Genomic DNA, 18222 nt, shown 5'->3' with positions numbered 1-18222 from the left:
CCGTGCATGCCGTCTGCGCGGTGATTCCGGTGTACAACCACGAGCACGCCTTGCCTGCGGTGGTTGACGCCCTGCGCGCCGCCGGCTTGCCCTGCGTGTTGGTCAACGATGCATCCAGCCCGGAATGCAGCGTGGTGATCGACCAGTTGGGCGAGCAGGCGAACACCTATGTGGTGCACCTGCCGGTCAACCAGGGCAAAGGCGGCGCGGTTATGGCCGGTCTGCGCGAGGCGGCGCGCCTGGGCTTCAGCCATGCCCTGCAGGTGGACGCCGATGGTCAGCATGACCTGAGCAACCTGGCCGAGTTTTTACAGCTGTCCCGCGCGCAGCCGCAGACCCTGATCTGCGGTTACCCGGAGTACGACCACAGCGTGCCCAAGGGCCGGCTTTACGCCCGTTACCTCACCCATGTGTGGGTGTGGATCAACAGCCTGTCCGTGCAGATCCGCGACTCCATGTGTGGCTTCCGTATCTACCCGCTGGCCCCGACCCTGGCGCTGATCAACGCGGTGAACGTCGGCAAGCGCATGGATTTCGACACCGAGATTCTGGTGCGCCTGAGCTGGCGCAACCAGCCAATGAGCTGGGTGCCGATCAAAGTGCATTACCCCCAGGATGGTCTGTCGCATTTCCGCCTGCTGCTGGACAACGTGCTGATCTCGAAAATGCACGCCAAGCTGTTCTTCGGCATGCTCTGGCGCGCCCCGGCCATCCTCGGCAAAAGGTGGTTGGCATGAACAGCGGGCATTGGGCCAAGCACAACGAGCGCGGCAGCTACCTGCTGATGAGCATTACCGCCTGGCTGGCGCGTAACCTCGGGCGCAAGGTGCTGAGCCCGTTGCTGCACCTGATCGTGCTGTACTTCTATATTGCCGGGCGCACTGCCCGCCATAGCGTGCGCGAGTACCAGCAGCGCCTCGCCGATTGGAGCGGGAAAACCGCACTGCGCCCGACTCGGCGCTCGGTGTTCAACCAGTTCATGGCCTTCGCCGACACCCTGCTGGACAAGCTCGATGTGTGGAGCGGGCGCCTGGGGTTGGAGCAGGTCAGCCTGATCGATGCCGACGATATCCGCGGCAAGCTGCACCGTGAACAGCGCGGGCAGATGCTGGTGGGCGCGCACCTGGGCAACCTCGAAGTCTGTCGCGCCCTGGCCGAACTCGGCGAAAAAGTGCAGATGAATGTACTGGTGCACACCAAGCACGCCGAGCAGTTCAACCGCCTGCTCAATCAGGCCGGTGCCACCCACCTGCGGCTGATTCAGGTCAGCGAACTGGACGCGGCAATCATGCTGCAGCTCAGCCAGCGCCTGGAGCGCGGCGAGTGGCTGGCGATTGCCGGCGACCGCGTGCCGCTGCATGGCGGCCGGCGTGCGCGGGTGAACTTTCTCGGCCAGCCTGCCGACCTGCCGCAAGGCCCCTGGCTGCTGGCGGGGCTGCTGCAGTGCCCGATCAATCTGCTCTTCTGTCTGAAACTCAACGGCCGCTACCAGGTCACCCTGGAACCCTTTGCTGAGCGCGTCGAATGGCGCCGCAGCGAACGTGATCAGGTGATCGCCGGCCATGCCCAAGCCTATGCCGAACGGCTGGCGCACTACTGCCTGCAGGCGCCGCAGCAGTGGTTCAACTTCTTCCCCTTCTGGATTGCCCATGACTAACACCCACGCCCCCGTCGTCGTGTTCGGTGCCCAACCGCTCAGCATCGAGCAGGTGGTGAACCTGGCCGAACAACGCAGCCCGACCGCCCTGCAAAGCGACAGCGCATTCCGCCAACGTATTGCCAAAGGCGCGCAGTTCCTCGACTCGCTGCTGGACAAGGAAGGCGTGATCTACGGCGTGACCACCGGTTATGGCGACTCCTGCGTAGTGGCCGTGCCCCTGGAGCATGTCGAAGCCCTGCCCCAGCACCTGTTCACCTTCCACGGTTGCGGCCTGGGCAAACTGCTTGACCCGGTGGCCACCCGGGCAGTGCTGGCGGCGCGTTTGCAGTCGCTGTGCCAGGGAGTGTCCGGGGTGCGTGTGGAGCTGCTGGAACGCCTGCAGGCATTCCTCGACCACGACGTGCTGCCGCTGATTCCGGAAGAAGGTTCGGTGGGTGCCAGTGGCGACCTCACCCCGCTGTCTTATGTCGCCGCCACCCTCACCGGAGTGCGCGACGTGCTGTACAAGGGCGAAGTGCGCAGCGCCGCTGAGGTGCACGCCGAGCTGGACTGGCAACCGCTGACCCTGCGTCCGAAAGAGGCCCTGGCCTTGATGAACGGCACCGCGGTGATGACCGGCCTGGCCTGTCTGGCCTATTCGCGCGCCGACTACCTGCTGCAACTGGCCACCCGCATCACCGCGCTGAACGTGGTGGCACTGCAAGGCAACCCGGAGCACTTCGACGAGCGTCTGTTCGCCGCCAAGCCGCACCCGGGGCAAACTCAAGTGGCCGCCTGGTTGCGTAAAGACCTCGCCATCGACGCGCCGACCGCGCCACTGCATCGCCTGCAAGACCGCTACTCACTGCGCTGCGCCCCCCATGTGCTTGGGGTGTTGGCCGACAGCCTGGGCTGGCTGCGCCAGTTCATCGAGATCGAACTGAACAGCGCCAACGACAACCCGATCATCGATGCCGAAGCCGAACGCGTGCTGCACGGCGGGCACTTCTATGGCGGGCACATTGCCTTCGCCATGGACGGTCTGAAAAACCTCGTGGCCAACGTCGCCGACCTGCTCGACCGCCAGCTCGCGCTGCTGGTGGACACCCGTTACAACCACGGGCTGCCGAGCAATCTCTCCGGTGCCCCGGCGCACACCGCGATGATCAACCACGGCTTCAAGGCCGTGCAGATCGGTGCCAGCGCCTGGACCGCCGAAGCGCTGAAAAACAGCATGCCGGCCAGCGTGTTCTCGCGCTCCACCGAATGCCATAACCAGGACAAAGTCAGCATGGGCACCATCGCCGCGCGCGATGCCCTGCGCAGCCTCGAGCTGACCGAACAGGTCGCCGCTGCTACCCTGATCGCCGCCAACCAGGGCGTCTGGCTGCGTGGCCACGAAGCGGAAGCGCGGCCGCTGCCGCCGTCGCTGGCAGCCATGCACCAGCAACTGGGCGAAGACTTCCCGCCGGTGATCGAAGACCGTGCCCTGGAGCGTGAACTGCGCCTGTGTCTGACCCGCATCCGCAGCCGCCATTGGAGCCTGTATGCGTAGCAGTGGAGTGATCCAGGCCGAGGTGGACATCCTCGTGCCGTTCTTCGACGTCGACATGATGGAAGTGGTCTGGCACGGCCACTACGTCAAATACCTGGAAGTGGCGCGCTGCGCCCTGCTGGACAAGATCGGCCACAACTACGCCAACATGCGCGACGCCGGTTACGCCTGGCCGATCATCGACCTGCAACTGCGCTATATGCGCGGTGCCAAGTTCGGCCAGCGCCTTATCGTGCGCGCCGACCTGGTGGAGTGGGAGAACCGCCTGAAGATCAATTACCTGATCACCGCCGCCGACACCGGTGAGCGGATGACCCGCGCCAGCAGCGTGCAGGTGGCGGTGGAAATCGCCAGCCTGGAAATGCAGTTGGCCTCGCCCACTGTGTTCGTCCAAGCCGTGCAGCGGGCCATCGCATGAAGTGCTTCGGGAAGCGGATCGCGGCGGAAGCCGCTCCTACGGGGTATCGCGTTCTTCGATTGCGTAGGAGCGGCTTCAGCCGCGATGCATTTGCCGCCCTGCTGATCACCCTGCTGCTGGCACCCTTGGCGCAGGCGTTCGACCTCGAGCAACTGGCCGCCCAGTTGAGCAAACCAGCCGTGGTGCGTGGGCCGTTTATTCAGGAGAAACACCTGCGTGCGCTGCCCAAGCCGCTGACCAGCACCGGGCAGTTTGTCTTGAGCCGCGACCTTGGCCTGCTCTGGCTGCTGCAAAGCCCGCTGCAACAGGATTACCGTATCGACGGCAACGGCATTGCCAAGCGCACCGCGCAAGGCTGGCAGCAAGTGCCGCAACAAAATGCCAGCGCCCAGCAGAACCGCCTGTTTCTGGCTGTGCTCAAAGGCGACAGCAGCGGCCTGCGCCAGGACTTCGAGCTGAAGCTGAGTGGCGAGGCCGCGGCCTGGACCCTCGACCTGATCCCGCGCAGCCTGCTGCTCAAGCAGATTTTCACCAGCATCCAGATTGCCGGCGGCGAGCAGGTAGCGCGCATCGAACTGCGCGAAACCCAAGGCGACAGCACCGTGCTGCGCCTGACCGACAGCCACGCCGACAACCAGCTCAGTGATACCGATCGCCATGCTTTCGCGGATTGAGCACTGGGGCCCACGGCTCTTTACCGTCGCCCTGCTGGCCTTGCTCGCGCTCACCGCCTGGCAATGGCGCGCCGGCGCGCCAGTCTCGGCCAACCTGCTGGAGCTGGTGCCCAGCGATACCCCGGACCTGCTGGAACAGCGCGCGGAAAAAATCATTCAGGAGCCGCTCAACCGTGAGCTGGTGCTGCTGATCAGCTTCCCCGACAAGCAGCAAGCCCTGCGCCAGGCAGCCACCATCGGTCAGCAATGGCAGCAGGAAAAGCAGCTGGATACACCGGTATTTGAAAAAGTGCAGTGGGACGTCACTTACGACCTCGGCCAACTGCGCCAGCAATTGCTCGACAGCCGTCTGGCCCTGCTCGGCAGCGCTGACCGGCAACTGCTCCAGCAAGACCCGCAGGCCTTTGTCGAACGCCGCGTGCAAGACCTGTTCGACCCCTTCCACAGCCAGGGCCTGCTCAGCCCCGAACAGGATTGGCTGGGCCTCGGCGCGCAGGTGGAAAAAAGCCTGCCGCGCTTGCACAACGTGCAGGTCGACCTCAGCGGTGCCCTGCTGGCCGAAAGCGACGGCAAAACCTGGGCGCTATTGCGCGCCCGCACCAGTGGCAATGCCTTTGACGGCAACCTGCCACTGACGGTGGAAAGCCTGGTGGCCAAGGCCCGCGCCGACATTCAGGCGCAGGGCGGCGAACTGCTCGCCAGCAGCGGCCTGCTGTACTCGGCCCACGGCCAACGCCAGGCCACCAGCGAAATCAGTTTTATGGGCACGCTGTCCAGTGTCGGTGCCTTGCTGCTGATGCTCGTCGCCTTCCGCCGCATGCGCGTGCTGGTGGCCTTGCTGCCGGCGGCCATCGGTGTTCTGGCGGGGCTCACGGCGACGGTGGCGGTATTTGGCACCATCCATGTGCTGACCCTGGTGCTGGGTGCCAGCCTGATCGGCGTGGCCATTGATTACCCCCTGCACCTGCTATCGAAAAGCTGGACCCTGCAACCCTGGAACAGCTGGAAGGCCCTGCGCGCCACCTTCCTCGGTTTGAGCCTGGGCCTGGCCACCAATGTGATCGGTTACCTGGCGCTGGCCTTTACCCCGTTCCCGGCCCTCAGCCAGGTGGCAATCTTCTCCTCTGCCGGCCTGCTCGGTTCCTATCTGTGCGCCATCTGCCTGTTGCCGGCCCTGCTGGGCAAGGTGCAGATCGTGCCTTGGGCCAAGCCCTACGGCCTGGCCGAGCGCCTGCTGGATTGGCGTCGGCGGGTGTTGCTGCGCATCGGTACGCCGTGGCTGCTGCTGATCTTTCTGCTGTTCTGCGCCGCCGGGGTGTTGCAGCTCAAGCACAAGGACGACCTGCGCCAATGGGCCAGCACGCCGCCGGCGCTGCTGCAGCAATCGCAGGCGATCAGCCAGATCATCGGCTTCCAGCCCACCAGCCAGTTCTACCTGGTGCGCGGCAAAGACGAAGAGCAGCTCTTGCAGCGCCAGCAAGTGCTGAGCGAACGCCTCGATCAACTGATCGCCAGCGGCAAGCTGAAAAGCTATATGGCCCTCAGCCAACTGGTGGCTCCGGCCTCGGAACAGGCCAGTCTGCGTGATTCCCTCGGCCGCGTGCCGGCAGTCAGCGGGAGCCTGCAAGCCCTGGGCGTAACCGCCGAGCAGGTGCAGGAGGAAGTGCGCCAGTTGCAGGCCCTGCCCATCCGCAGCGTCGAGCAGTCGCTGGCCGGCACCCTTGGCGAGCCGTGGCGCAGTCTGTGGCTGGGCAGCACAGTAGATGGCCAGGTCGCCGGTCTGGTCAGCCTGCAAGGGCTGAGCGACAGCGAGCTGCTGGCGGCCCAGGCCGATGGCTTGCCAGGGGTGAAACTGGTGGACCGCCTCGGCCAGTTGAACCGCCTGTTCGCCGCCACCCAGATCAGCGCAGCGGAATTGAAGCTGGCCTCCTGCTTACTGATTTTTGCCCTGCTCTGCCTGCCTTTCGGCCCACGTGGTGCGGCGCGGGTGCTGGCGATTTCGCTATTGGCGGCACTCGCCAGTCTGTCCAGCCTGGGCTGGCTGGGGCAACCGCTGACACTGTTCAGTCTGTTTGGCTTGCTGCTGGTCACGGCCATCGGCGTGGATTACGCCATCATCATGCGCGAACGGGTGGGCGGTGCCGCCACCAGCCTGTTGGGCACCTTGCTGTCGGCGCTGACCACCTGGCTGTCCTTTGGTCTGTTAGCGCTTTCCAGCACGCCGGCAGTCAGTAACTTTGGCCTGACCATCAGCATTGGCCTGGCCTTCAGCTTTCTGTTGTCGCCTTGGGCAGGCGAGCAGGACAGCCACACGGATAAGGAACATCTGCAGTGAACGTGATTGTCTTCTGGTTATTGGCCCTGGCCTTGTACGGCGCTGTTGCGCTGCTCGGTCGCCAACGCCTGATCCCTATCGTCGGCCAACTGCTGGTGGCGAGCATCGCCATTCCGTTAGTGCTGTTGTTCTGGGTGGAGCCGCATTGGCAATTGACGGCTAAAGCGCTACTGGCACCGACCTGGTTGAGCCTGCTGTACAACCTGAGTTTCGCCTTGCTGCTGGGCTATATCCTCAGCGATGTGGTCGATCTGCAGGTGAGCGCCGCCAGCCTGAAAATCGCCCTGCCGAGCTTTCTGGTACCGCTGCTGGCCGGCCTCGCCGCCGCGCTGTGGCTGCTGCCCGGCGAGCGCAGTGGGTTGAGCGCCATCGGTATCGGCCTGCTGTTTTCCATCACCGCCATTCCGGTGCTGTTTCTTTATCTGCAGAACATTGGCTACCCGGCCGACGGCATCAAGCGGTTGCTGCACGCCGCGATTCTGATGGACCTGATGTGCTGGAGCCTGTTCGGCCTGGCCCAGGGCACAGCCGATCCGCAGACCCTGCTGTGGCCGGTACTGGCCGCCGCGTTGCCGCTGCTGCTGAACAAGCTGCTGCGCCTGCGCCATGCGCTGTTCTACAGCCTGCCGTTCTTTGCCCTGATGCTGCTGTTCCAGCAGCTCAAGCTCAATGCCCTGGTGTTCGGCATCGGCTATATGCTGTGCCTGGCCTGGCTCAAGCAACCCTTCGCCCTGCCCTTGCCGCCGCGGCACTGGAAGCTGCTGCTAAACGGTCTGGCGATTCCGCTGATTCTCACCTGCGGCGTGCTGCGGGTGGATTTCCATGGCATCGCTGACAGTTATGCCTGGCTCAATCTCGGTGCCCTGCTGGTGCTGCCGGTGCTGAGCAAATTGCTCGGCAGCTGGCTGGGCCTGCACTGGGCCATGCCCAGCGCCAGCGCACGGCTGAAGTGGTCGGAAAGCGTGCTGTTGAATATCCGCGGCCTGACCGAAGTGGTGTTCCTCAATCTGTTGCTGCAACTGCAACTGATCGACGCCCTGAGCTATTTCAGCCTGCTCTTGATGAGCCTGTTCTCTACCCTGCTGCCGGCCCTGCTGGCGGTTGGCAAAAAGCGTTTCCCTTCGCAACAGTCCGCCACAAGGAGTCCCCATGGTGTCGCTTGAATTGGAACAGCGTCGCGTACTGGTTATCGGCGCAGGCCCGTCTGGCGCTATCGCCGCGGCCCTGTTGAAACGCAAAGGGCACGATGTGCTGATCATCGAGCGCCAGCAGTTTCCGCGCTTCTCCATTGGTGAAAGCCTGTTGGCCCACTGCCTGGATTTTGTCGAAGAAGCGGGCATGCTCGAAGCCGTCGAAGCCGCCGGGTTCCAGCGCAAGAATGGTGCCGCCTTCGCCTGGGGCGAACGGCGCACGCACTTCGACTTCCGCGAGAAATTCACCGACGGCAAGGGCTGGACCTTCCAGGTGCAGCGCGCCACCTTCGACAAACTGCTGGCCGACCAGGCTGAACTGCAGGGCGTGGAAATCCGTTACGAAGAAGAGATCATCGCCACCGATTTCACCGGCAAGCCGCTGGCCACCGTGCGTCGTCTGGATGGCAGCGAGTACCAGGTGCAGGCCGATTTCGTCCTCGACGCCAGCGGCTATGGCCGCGTGCTGCCGCGCCTGCTGGATCTGGAAGCACCCTCTGCTTTCCCGGTACGCCAGGCGCTGTTCACCCATATCGAAGACCGTATCGACGACGCCACCTTCGACCGTGAAAAGATTCTGGTCACCACCCACCCGACCATGCGCGACGTGTGGTTCTGGCTGATCCCGTTCAGCACCGGCCGCTGCTCGATCGGTGTGGTGGCCTCCAGCGAACGCCATCAGGGCCGCTCCGACGACCTGCAAACAGCGCTGCAAAGCTTTATCGCCGAGGCCCCGAGCCTGGGCAATCTGATCAGCAACGCCGTCTGGGATACCCCGGTGCGCAGCCTCGGTGGCTACTCGGCCAACGTCAAAACCCTGCACGGCCCGGGCTTCGCTTTGCTGGGCAACGCGGCGGAATTCCTCGACCCGGTGTTCTCCTCCGGAGTCACCATCGCCATGCGTTCGGCGAGCATGGCCGCCGGCCTGCTGGACCGTCAGCTGCGAGGGGAAACGCTGGACTGGGAAAGCGAGTTCGCCGTACCGCTGAAACGCGGTGTGGATACCTTCCGCGCCTATGTCGAAGGCTGGTACGACGAGAGCTTCCAGGACGTGATCTACCATCGCGGCAGCTCGCCGGAGATCCGCGCGATGATCTGCTCGATTCTGGCCGGCTATGCCTGGGACCTGAAGAACCCCTACGTGGCCGAACCCAAGCGCCGCCTGCGGGTACTGTCCGAGCTGTGCGCCACCGCGTGATCAATCAGGAAGGGATGCCCATGAACGCACCGATGCCGCCTGTACCGCACAACCCGGCCGGGGATAAGTACGTCGAAGAGACCCGCTTCGGTTTCTGGTTTCTGCAGAGCCATGTGTGGCAACACCATGTGCTGCGTGTAGCAATCAACGATCTCAAGCGCCTGCTCGATCAGCCGCTGCCCAAGGGCGCGGTGCTGCTGGATGCCGGCTGCGGCCAGGGCAAATCCTTTCGCTTGCTGCAGGATGCGTTTCAGCCCGCGCAGCTGATGGGCCTGGATGCCGACCCCCACAGCCTGACCATGAGCCGCGCCGAGGCTGAGCGTGAAGGTTTGCCAGTGCAGTTGCTGAGCAGCGACTGCGCCGCCCTGCAACTGAACGACGCCAGTGTCGATGTGATTTTCTGTCACCAGACCTTCCACCACCTGGTGGAGCAGGAAGCGGCCCTGGCCGAGTTCTGGCGAGTGCTCAAGCCGGGTGGCTGGCTACTGTTTGCCGAGTCGACCCAGTACTACATCGACACCTGGGTGATCCGTTGGCTGTTCCGCCATCCCATGCATGTGCAGCGCACGGCGGAAGAATATCTGCAGATGCTGCGCGACCAGGGCTTCGAGTTCGGCGCGCAGAACGTGTCGTACCCCTATCTGTGGTGGAGCCGCTCCAGCGACTTCGGTTTGCTTGAGCGCTGGAAGCTGGTCAAACCCAGGGCCGTGGGCCAGCGCAATGAAACCCTGGTCAACGCTGCCGTACGGAAGCCGCTGTGATCAAGCGCCTGCTGCCACTCGTACTGCTGCTGTTGCTGAGCGCCTGCGCCCAGCACCCGCCGCTGCCGGACAGCCCGCCAACCCTGGCCCTGCCGCTGCAACTGCATGTGCAGCGCGAACTGGCCGGGCAGACCGAGGATTGGCTGCTGGTGGTGCAACAGGAAGGGCCGGCGCTACGCTGGTCGTTGATGGACCCGATGGGAATTCCCCTGGCCCGGCAACTACTCACCGGCAACCAGTGGCAGAATGACGGCCTGCTGCCGCCCAACCCCGAAGCGCGCGAACTGTTCGCCGCCTTGCTGTTCGCCCTCACTCCGCTGGAACAGGTGCCTGCGCACTACCCCGGTGCCGACTGGCAGCAGCATGGCCAGCAACGCTGGCTGCGCGACAGCGCCGAAACCCGCTGGCAAGTGATCTACCCGCCAAAGAGCGATCCGCAATCCCTGAATTTTCAGCTCCGCACCCAGGCGGGGCCGAACTACCGCGTCGAGATGTTGCCATGACTGCCTACCTCAATGCCCTGGGCCTGCTGTGCGCCCTGGGCAACGACAAACTCAAGGTCAGCGAGCGCCTGTTTGCTGGCGATACCAGCGGCATGCACGTGCAAGCCGGCTGGGTGCCGGAGCGCCCGTTGCCGGTAGGCGCAGTGCAGGCCCAACTGCCGCCACTGCAGGGTGTAAGCACCGCGCACAACACCCGCAACAACCAGTTGCTGCTGGCCGCGGCGCAGCAGATCGAGGGAGATATCCAGCACGCCATCGAGCGTTATGGCCGGGCCCGGATCGGCGTGGTGCTCGGCACCAGCACCACCGGCATCGACGAGGCCACCCAGGGCATCAGCCGCTATCTGCAAGACGGCAAGTTCCCCGCCAGCTACGACTACGGTCAGCAGGAGCTGGCGGCCCCGGCGGAGTTTCTTGCCGCGCAGCTCAACCTCAGCGGCCCCTGTTATGTGCTTTCCACCGCCTGTACCTCCAGCGCTCGCGCCTTGCTCAGCGCCCGACGGCTGTTGAACAGCGGCCTGTGCGATGCGGTGCTGTGTGGCGGCGTGGATTCGCTGTGCCAGTTGACGCTCAACGGCTTCGGTTCGCTGGAGGCGCTGTCGGATCAGCGCTGCAATCCGTTTTCGCGTAACCGTTCGGGCATCAATATCGGTGAGGCGGCGGCGCTGTTTTTAATGAGCAGAGAAGTGATGAGCGGCGAACCAGCGCCCATCGCCCTGCTCGGCGCGGCGGCCAACTCCGATGCCCACCATATTTCCGCGCCGGATCCCGAAGGCAAAGGTGCCGAGTACGTGATGCGCCAAGCCCTGGCCAACGCCGGGCTGCAGGCCGAAGACATCAGTTACCTGAACCTGCATGGCACCGCCACCCAGCACAACGACGCCATGGAAAGCCTGGCGGTGGCCAGGGTATTTCCGGCTGGCGTGCCCTGCTCATCGAGCAAGGCCATGACCGGCCACACCCTGGGCGCCGCCGGTGCCCTGGAAGCCGCGTTCTGCTGGCTGAGCCTGGCCGGCAAACGCCTGCCGCCGCATATCTGGGACGGCCAGGGCGATGAACAATTGCCCACCCTCTCTTTCACCGACACCGACGTCCGGCTCAATGGCCAAGGCCCGCAGCGCATGATGAGTAACTCCTTCGCCTTTGGTGGCAACAACATCAGCTTGATTCTCGGCCAGGTGGACGTATGACGATCTGGCCGATTGCCGAACTGGTGCCCCACGCCGGCGACATGATTCTGGTGGATGAAGTGCTGAGCTTCGCCGACGAGGAAGTCACCACCCGTTTGCAGGTGCGCGCCGGCGGCCTGTTCAGCCAGGCCGATGGCAGCCTGCCGGCCTGGGTCGGCATCGAGCTGATGGCGCAAAGTGTGGCGGCCTTTGCCGGTTGCCAGGCGCGCCAGGTCGGTCTGCCGGTGGAGCTGGGCTTTCTCCTTGGCACGCGTAATTACCAGTGCAATGTCGACGCCTTTCCCCTCGGCAGCGAGTTGCAGATCCACGCCCTGCGTTCGCTGCAAGACGACAACGGCATGGGTGTTTTCGAATGCCACCTGACCGGCCCCGGCATTCACGCCGAAGCGCGCCTCAACGTATTCCGCCCACCGCACGTGGCCAGCTACCTGGAAGAACCCGCACATGACTGACAGCATTCTGGTAACCGGCTCCAGCCGTGGCATCGGCCGCGCCATCGCCCTGCGCCTGGCCCGCGCCGGCTTCGATCTGGTGTTGCATTGCCGCAGCGGCCGTGCCGAGGCAGAAGCCGTGCAGGCGGAAATCGTCGCCCTCGGCCAGCAGGCACGCATCCTGCAATTCGATGTGGCCGAGCGCGCTGCCTGCCGGGAGATTCTCGAAGCCGATGTCGAAGCCCATGGTGCCTATTACGGGGTGGTGTGCAATGCCGGCCTGACCCGCGATGGTGCCTTCCCGGCCCTTAGCGAAGAGGACTGGGATGTGGTGCTGCGCACCAACCTCGACGGCTTCTACAACATCCTGCATCCGCTGGTCATGCCGATGATCCGTCGCCGCAAGCCTGGGCGTATTGTCTGCATCACCTCGGTGTCTGGCATGATCGGCAACCGTGGCCAGGTCAACTACAGCGCCTCGAAAGCCGGGGTGATCGGTGCCGCCAAGGCCCTGGCCGTGGAGCTGGGCAAACGCAAGATCACCGTCAACTGCGTGGCCCCCGGGCTGATCGACACGGCCATGCTCGACGATGACCTGCCGCTGGAAGAAATGATGAAAATGATCCCTGCCCAACGTATGGGCACCCCGGAAGAAGTCGCTGGTGCGGTGAACTTTCTGATGTCGGACGAAGCTGCCTACATCACCCGCCAAGTGCTCGCGGTCAATGGAGGCCTGTGCTGATGAAACGCGTGGTAGTTACCGGCATGGCCGGCATCACATCCCTGGGCAGCGACTGGGCCGGCATCGAAGCCAACTTCAGCGCCAACAAAAGCGGCATTCGCCGTATGCATGAGTGGGACCGCTTCGCCGAACTGAACACCCGCCTGGCCGGCCCCATCGACGACTTCGTGGTGCCGAAAACCTGGAGCCGCAAACAGCTGCGCAGCATGGGTCGGGTGTCGCGGCTGGTGGTGCTGGCTGCCGAAAAAGCCTTAGCCCACGCCGGCCTGCTGGACGACGCAAGCATTCGCGACGGGCGCATGGGCGTGGCCTGCGGCTCGTCCACTGGCAGCACCGAAGAGATCAAAGCCTTCGGCAATATGCTGCTCAACTCGGTGGCCGACGGGCTGAATGCCAACTCCTATATCCGCATGATGCCGCACACCACCGCGGCCAATATCAGCATCTTCTTCGGCCTCAAGGGCCGTTTGATTCCCACCTCCAGCGCCTGCACCAGCGGCAGCCAGGGCATCGGTTATGCCTACGAGGCGATCAAGTTCGGCCGCCTGCCGATGATGCTTGCCGGTGGCGCCGAAGAGCTGTGTCCGACCGAGGCCATGGTGTTCGACGCGCTGTACGCCACCAGCCTGAAAAACGATGCGCCGCACACCTCGCCACGCCCCTATGACAGCGGCCGTGACGGCCTGGTGATCGGCGAAGGTGCCGGCATGCTGGTGCTCGAAGAACTCGAACACGCCAAGGCCCGGGGTGCGACGATTTACGCCGAAATCGTCGGCTTCGGCTGCAACGCCGACGGCCGGCACGCCACCAAGCCCGAGCAGGTGACCATGCGCGGTGCCATGGAGCTGGCCCTGCAGGACGCCAGCCTCGAGCCGCAGGCCATCGGTTATGTAAACGGCCATGGCACTGCCACCGAGCAGGGCGATATCGCCGAAACCCACGCCACCGCCGCCCTGTTCGGCTCGGGCATGGCCATCAGCTCGCAGAAGAGCTACCTGGGCCATACCCTGGGTGCGTGCGGGGCGCTGGAGTCGTGGTTCAGCATCGAGATGCTCAACAGCGACCGCTATATCCACACCCTGAACCTCGATCACATCGACCCGCAGTGCGCAGAGCTGGACTACCTGCGCGGTGAACCCCGGCAGATGAATAACGAATTCGTGATGAACAACAATTTTGCCTTTGGTGGGGTCAATACCTCGCTGATCTTCCGCCGCTGGCACTGATTTCCACAGCACCACGAAGAGCCACTACCAACCGCCGTCAAGGAGACGACTATGCATTTGAAAAGCCTCACCGCCGCAGCCCTGCTGCTCGCCGCTATTCCCGGCATCAGCCAGGCGCGTGACACCACCCACTACCTGCCGCTGGAAACCGTGATCGCCCAGGCGACCGCCGCTGGCAAGCTGGATGGCAGCGTGAAGTTCTACATGGCCGGCAAGAAGCCGGCGGGCAAGGTCACCGTGATCAATCCACAGATCACCACCAGCCAGAAAACCAACGCCTTCAACAAGACTGACGAAGTAGCCTGCGCCTGGGCCATGCAATCGGCCGTGATCAAACTGGCCAACGCCGCCAAGGCTGCCGGTGCCAACGCGGTGATCGAAATCGCCAGCAACTACAAAGGCGTCGAATACAAAAACCCGGAAAACTATGAGTGCCACGCTGGCGCGATCATGGCCGGTGTGGCGCTGAAGGCGCAGCTGGCTTCGGTCAAGTAATACCGCTGTAAGGTGCCGGTCCGCGCTCAGGTTCGTACCCAGCACTCGCCAGCAGATTCTGGGTCCCCGCCTGCGCGGGGACGACGGAGGTTTTTTCATCTATCACCGTCATTCCCGCGAAAGCGGGAATCCAGAATTTCATGACGAGCGCGGACTGGCACATCCTACGGTTATTCGTGTCCTGCCTTACCTCGTAGCTGTCCTCCCCCCCTCAAGCTCCCGCAGGTTCCCGTGTTCCCCCCGCGCCTCTTCCTCTCCCTTTGCCACCTGCGCAAACCGCTTCTCGGTGCCTTGCCTTCACTGCTGCTGTGCGCCTGCGGAACACTGTCGCGCATGCCGCTGGACAGCAGCAACGAGCAAGCTCTGCGCCTGGCGCAAAGCGGCGATCTGGATCGTGAGGTAAACGAGCTGGCCACGCCGATGGTGGAGTCGGGACGCACCCCGGGGCTGGTGGTCGGCGTACTGACCGCCGATGGCCAGAAACATTTCTATGGCTACGGCGTGCGCGATCACCAGGGCGGCGGCAAGCCCGATGGCCAGACCCTGTTTGCCGTCGGCTCATTGAGCAAAGGTTTTCTCGGCGATATCGCCGCACTTCTGGTGCAGGATGGCGTGCTGCATTGGGATGACCGTCTGGAACAACTGCTGCCGGCCGGCACACCGCTGAGCGAGGACGCCAAGCAGATCACCCTGCTGCAACTGGCCACCCATACCTCGGGCTTGCCGCGCCAACCGATGACGCCGCAAACCCTGAGTTACTTCGTCGAATACCTGTTCACCGGCAACAGCTTCTACCGCCACTTCGACCGCGACTACCTGCTGCGTTATATGGCCGAGTTCGAGCGCCCGGCGCACCCTGAGCCGCAGTACTCCAATATCGGTTACGGCCTGCTCAGCTATGTGCTGGAACTGCATAGCGGCCAGAAGATCGATGCGTTGCTGCAAGCCCGGGTCGCCGAACCACTGGGCCTGAGCGATACCGATTACCGTGCCGAAGACTTGCCCGGTTACGCCCAGCGCGCCCGTGGGCATGCCGGCGACCAACCGAAATTTATCCGCCGTGGCCAGCCGGTGCCGGATTGGCAATTCACCGATATCCTGCATGGCACCGCAGCGCTCTATTCCAATGCCGATGACCTGCTCAGCTATGCCGCCGCCAACCTCAATGGCTCAGGCAACGCCGCGATGGACGCGGCGTTGCAGGACAGCCTCAGCGTACGCGTCGACCGTCCCCACGAAGCCGCCGCGGTGGCCTGGATAGTCGATACCGTGGGCACGCAGAAGATTACCTATCAGGTCGGCCTGGTGGCCGGGTACACCAGCTATATCGGCCTCGACCGCGGGCACAAAACCGCCGTGGTGGTGCTGCAGAACAGCTTCAACTGGAACAACGACGTCGGCCACCGCTTGCTGCAACGCCTCGCGGGTGCCGCCGATGCCCGCGTAGGGCGAATATCCACCGAATAGCATCGAGTAACGGCGGATACCGCCGGTAGCGGTATTCGCCCTACGGTTTGTGCAGCGCTGCGGCTTCCCGCGTCACCTGCTCGACAAAGGCCAAGGCCAATGGCGCACGCTGATCCTTGCGCACCACCAGCCACACGGCGCTGGTGGCACCTTCGTCCAGCAGAGTGCGATAGACCACGCCATCCACCCGCGTGCGGCGGAAAGAAGCCGGCAACATCGACACGCCCAAACCGGCCGACACCAAACCGATGATGGTCATCGCCTCGCTGGCCTCCTGGGCGATGCGCGGGCTGAAGCCGGCGTTACGCGCCAGGCCGATCAATTGGTCATACAAGCCGGTGCCGTAGCTGCGCGGGAAAAATACAAAGGGCTCGTTCGCCAGCTCGGCCATGGAAATGCCCTCTTCGCTGCCCTGGGCCAGCGGATGGTCGGCGCTGAGCACCGCCACTAGCGGATCGCGGAACAGCTCCACCGCCTTGATATTGTCCGGTAGTGGAAAGGGACGGATCACACCGACCTGCACGGTCTGCTCCTGCAAGGCCTCGATCACCACCCGGCTGCTCATCTCCCGCAGGCTCAAATGCACCTCGGGATGGGCCTGGCGAAACGCCAGAATGCTGCGGGGAATGGTCGAGGTGAAGGGCGCCGAGGCGGTGAAGCCAACGTTCAATTCGCCGATCTCACCCTGCTGGGCGCGCCGGGCGATCTGCGTGGCCTTTTCCACCTGGGCCAGCACCTGCCGGGTTTCGTCGAGAAACAGGCGACCGGCCTCGGTGAGCTCGACCCGGCGATTGGTGCGCTCGAACAAACGCGCGCCGATCTCCTCTTCCAACGCCTGAATCTGCTGGCTCAACGGCGGCTGGGAAATCCCCAGTTGCTCGGCGGCGCGACCAAAATGCAACTCCTCGGCGACGGCGACAAAGTAGCGCAGATGGCGCAATTCCATGGGCAGAACTCCAGCGGAGAATAGGTCGCAAAACAGATCAATCAACACGAACAATATATTGGAGATAATAAACGCCGCTCTCTATTCTTTGCACCTGGCTACTCTGAAAAGCACCAATTGCGAGGTCTGTGTGCGCCCTTCCGCTTCCCCTGCCCTGCTCGACGCCGCCCGTGACGCGGCCGCTGACGCCGCCTGTACGGTTGAACAAACCGAAGCCTTTATCGAAAAAGGCACCCCGCAATTCGTCCGCACCTCGCTGGCCCTGTTCGCCGGCGGCTTCGCCACCTTTGCCCTGCTGTACAGCGTGCAGCCGCTGATGCCGGTGCTGTCCGCCGAGTTCGAGCTGAATGCCGCGCAGAGCAGCCTGGTGCTGTCGATCTCGACCATCATGATGGCCATCGGGCTGCTGATCACCGGGCCGATCTCCGATGCCCTGGGGCGCAAACAGATCATGGTCATTTCGCTGCTGTCGGCGGCCCTGTTCACCCTGGCCAGCGCCTGCATGCCGAGCTGGCACGGCGTGCTGCTGATGCGCGCCCTGCTCGGTTTGTCGTTAAGCGGCCTGGCGGCGGTAGGCATGACCTACCTCAGCGAAGAAATTCATCCGCGCTTTATCGGCTTGTCGATGGGTCTGTATATCGGCGGCAACGCCATTGGCGGCATGAGCGGGCGGCTGATCGCCGGGGTGCTGGTGGACTTCGTCAACTGGCGCGTGGCGATTGGTGCGCTGGGGCTGATGTCGCTGCTGGGGGCGTTGCTGTTCTGGCGCATCCTGCCCGAGTCGAAACACTTTCGCGCCACCCCACTGAACCTGAAAAACCTGATCGGCAACTACGCCCTGCACCTGCGCGACCAAGGCTTGCCCTGGCTGTTTCTCGAAGCTTTTCTGCTGATGGGCGCGTTCGTCACCCTGTTCAACTACATCGGCTACCGCCTGCTGGGCGAGCCGTATCACATGAGCCAGGCGCTGGTGGGCTTGCTGTCGGTGGTGTACCTGTCGGGCATCTACAGCTCGGCCTGGGTCGGCTCGCTGGCCGACAAACTGGGCCGCCGCAAAGTGCTCTGGGCAGTAATAGTGCTGATGTTCGCCGGCCTGCTGCTGACCCTGTTCCCGCAGGTGCCGCTGATTCTCATCGGCATGCTGCTGTTCACCTTCGGCTTCTTTGGCGCGCACTCGGTGGCCAGCAGCTGGATTGGCCGACGGGCCTTTGTGGCCAAGGGGCAGGCGTCATCCATGTACCTGTTTTGCTACTACCTGGGGTCGAGTGTGGCGGGAACCTTGGGTGGGGTGTTCTGGCATCACTATGGGTGGATGGGGGTGGGCGGATTTATTGCCGCCCTGCTGATCGGTGCCTTGCTGGTGTCGGTGCGCTTGGCCAAATTGCCGCTGTTGGCCGTGAATGCACGCTAAGCGCCCGTATCAATAGTCAGGTCGCCAACAACCCTGCCTGG

The 18222-nt window shown here is 63.8% G+C and carries 18 protein-coding genes; 17 read left to right on the top strand and 1 reads right to left on the bottom strand.

Features of this window, described 5'->3' with window-relative positions; genetic code table 11:
- Positions 1–2: 2 nt before the first annotated feature.
- The 16 genes from ACVW0Y_RS10135 to ACVW0Y_RS10060 all read left to right on the top strand — a co-directional run bounded on the left by ACVW0Y_RS10135 (position 3) and on the right by ACVW0Y_RS10060 (position 15824).
- Positions 3–737, top strand: coding sequence for a glycosyltransferase family 2 protein (locus ACVW0Y_RS10135; protein ID WP_457438192.1), 735 nt, complete (start codon positions 3–5; stop codon positions 735–737).
- Positions 734–1657: an LpxL/LpxP family acyltransferase gene (locus tag ACVW0Y_RS10130; RefSeq protein WP_457437964.1), complete on the top strand. Its 924-nt coding sequence runs from the start codon at positions 734–736 to the stop codon at positions 1655–1657. Before ACVW0Y_RS10135 ends, ACVW0Y_RS10130 begins: the two co-directional genes overlap by 4 nt.
- Positions 1650–3194 carry an HAL/PAL/TAL family ammonia-lyase gene (locus ACVW0Y_RS10125; RefSeq protein ID WP_457437962.1) on the top strand — a complete coding sequence of 515 codons (1545 nt, stop codon included), beginning with the start codon at positions 1650–1652 and terminating at the stop codon, positions 3192–3194. The genes ACVW0Y_RS10130 and ACVW0Y_RS10125 overlap by 8 nt, the downstream gene beginning before the upstream one ends.
- Positions 3187–3612 carry an acyl-CoA thioesterase gene (locus ACVW0Y_RS10120; protein WP_457437961.1) on the top strand — a complete coding sequence of 142 codons (426 nt, stop codon included), beginning with the start codon at positions 3187–3189 and terminating at the stop codon, positions 3610–3612. The genes ACVW0Y_RS10125 and ACVW0Y_RS10120 overlap by 8 nt, the downstream gene beginning before the upstream one ends.
- On the top strand, positions 3609–4286 hold the full coding sequence (locus ACVW0Y_RS10115) for an outer membrane lipoprotein carrier protein LolA (RefSeq protein WP_457437960.1): 678 nt from the start codon (positions 3609–3611) through the stop codon (positions 4284–4286). Before ACVW0Y_RS10120 ends, ACVW0Y_RS10115 begins: the two co-directional genes overlap by 4 nt.
- Positions 4270–6621 carry an MMPL family transporter gene (locus tag ACVW0Y_RS10110; RefSeq protein ID WP_457437958.1) on the top strand — a complete coding sequence of 784 codons (2352 nt, stop codon included), beginning with the start codon at positions 4270–4272 and terminating at the stop codon, positions 6619–6621. The genes ACVW0Y_RS10115 and ACVW0Y_RS10110 overlap by 17 nt, the downstream gene beginning before the upstream one ends.
- Positions 6618–7784 carry a sodium:proton antiporter gene (locus ACVW0Y_RS10105; protein ID WP_457437956.1) on the top strand — a complete coding sequence of 389 codons (1167 nt, stop codon included), beginning with the start codon at positions 6618–6620 and terminating at the stop codon, positions 7782–7784. The genes ACVW0Y_RS10110 and ACVW0Y_RS10105 overlap by 4 nt, the downstream gene beginning before the upstream one ends.
- Positions 7771–9009 (top strand): NAD(P)/FAD-dependent oxidoreductase, encoded by a 1239-nt coding sequence (locus ACVW0Y_RS10100; RefSeq protein WP_457437955.1) that lies wholly within the window; start codon positions 7771–7773, stop codon positions 9007–9009. The genes ACVW0Y_RS10105 and ACVW0Y_RS10100 overlap by 14 nt, the downstream gene beginning before the upstream one ends.
- A 20-nt stretch (positions 9010–9029) precedes the next feature.
- A complete protein-coding gene (locus ACVW0Y_RS10095; protein WP_457437953.1) occupies positions 9030–9770 on the top strand; it encodes a class I SAM-dependent methyltransferase in 741 nt (246 codons plus the stop codon).
- Entirely contained in the window at positions 9770–10273 is a 504-nt protein-coding gene (locus ACVW0Y_RS10090; RefSeq protein ID WP_457438190.1) for a DUF3261 domain-containing protein, read from the top strand. Before ACVW0Y_RS10095 ends, ACVW0Y_RS10090 begins: the two co-directional genes overlap by 1 nt.
- A complete protein-coding gene (locus ACVW0Y_RS10085; RefSeq protein WP_457437952.1) occupies positions 10270–11463 on the top strand; it encodes a beta-ketoacyl-[acyl-carrier-protein] synthase family protein in 1194 nt (397 codons plus the stop codon). The genes ACVW0Y_RS10090 and ACVW0Y_RS10085 overlap by 4 nt, the downstream gene beginning before the upstream one ends.
- The gene (locus ACVW0Y_RS10080) at positions 11460–11915 is read left to right on the top strand and encodes an ApeP family dehydratase (protein ID WP_457437950.1); all 456 of its coding nucleotides are present in this window, start codon (positions 11460–11462) and stop codon (positions 11913–11915) included. The genes ACVW0Y_RS10085 and ACVW0Y_RS10080 overlap by 4 nt, the downstream gene beginning before the upstream one ends.
- Positions 11908–12636: a 3-ketoacyl-ACP reductase FabG2 gene (locus tag ACVW0Y_RS10075; protein ID WP_457437948.1), complete on the top strand. Its 729-nt coding sequence runs from the start codon at positions 11908–11910 to the stop codon at positions 12634–12636. Before ACVW0Y_RS10080 ends, ACVW0Y_RS10075 begins: the two co-directional genes overlap by 8 nt.
- Positions 12636–13862 carry a beta-ketoacyl-ACP synthase gene (locus ACVW0Y_RS10070; protein WP_457437947.1) on the top strand — a complete coding sequence of 409 codons (1227 nt, stop codon included), beginning with the start codon at positions 12636–12638 and terminating at the stop codon, positions 13860–13862. The genes ACVW0Y_RS10075 and ACVW0Y_RS10070 overlap by 1 nt, the downstream gene beginning before the upstream one ends.
- Before the next feature lie 51 nt (positions 13863–13913).
- Positions 13914–14357, top strand: a complete 444-nt coding sequence (locus tag ACVW0Y_RS10065; protein WP_108097847.1) for an excinuclease — start codon at positions 13914–13916, stop codon at positions 14355–14357.
- 231 nt (positions 14358–14588) lie between these two features.
- Positions 14589–15824: a serine hydrolase domain-containing protein gene (locus ACVW0Y_RS10060; protein ID WP_457437945.1), complete on the top strand. Its 1236-nt coding sequence runs from the start codon at positions 14589–14591 to the stop codon at positions 15822–15824.
- 40 nt (positions 15825–15864) lie between these two features.
- On the opposite strand, the gene ACVW0Y_RS10055 is transcribed toward ACVW0Y_RS10060, so the two are convergent.
- A complete protein-coding gene (locus ACVW0Y_RS10055; RefSeq protein WP_457437944.1) occupies positions 15865–16770 on the bottom strand; it encodes a LysR substrate-binding domain-containing protein in 906 nt (301 codons plus the stop codon).
- 154 nt (positions 16771–16924) lie between these two features.
- Here ACVW0Y_RS10055 and ACVW0Y_RS10050 point away from each other — a divergent pair, with 154 nt between their 5' ends.
- Positions 16925–18181: an MFS transporter gene (locus ACVW0Y_RS10050; protein ID WP_457438188.1), complete on the top strand. Its 1257-nt coding sequence runs from the start codon at positions 16925–16927 to the stop codon at positions 18179–18181.
- The last annotated feature ends 41 nt before the right edge of the window (positions 18182–18222 follow it).

The organism is Pseudomonas sp. TE3786, assembly GCF_054057335.1.
Note: the sequence above shows the minus strand (reverse complement) of the source record. Positions and strands in the feature narration are given on the sequence as shown.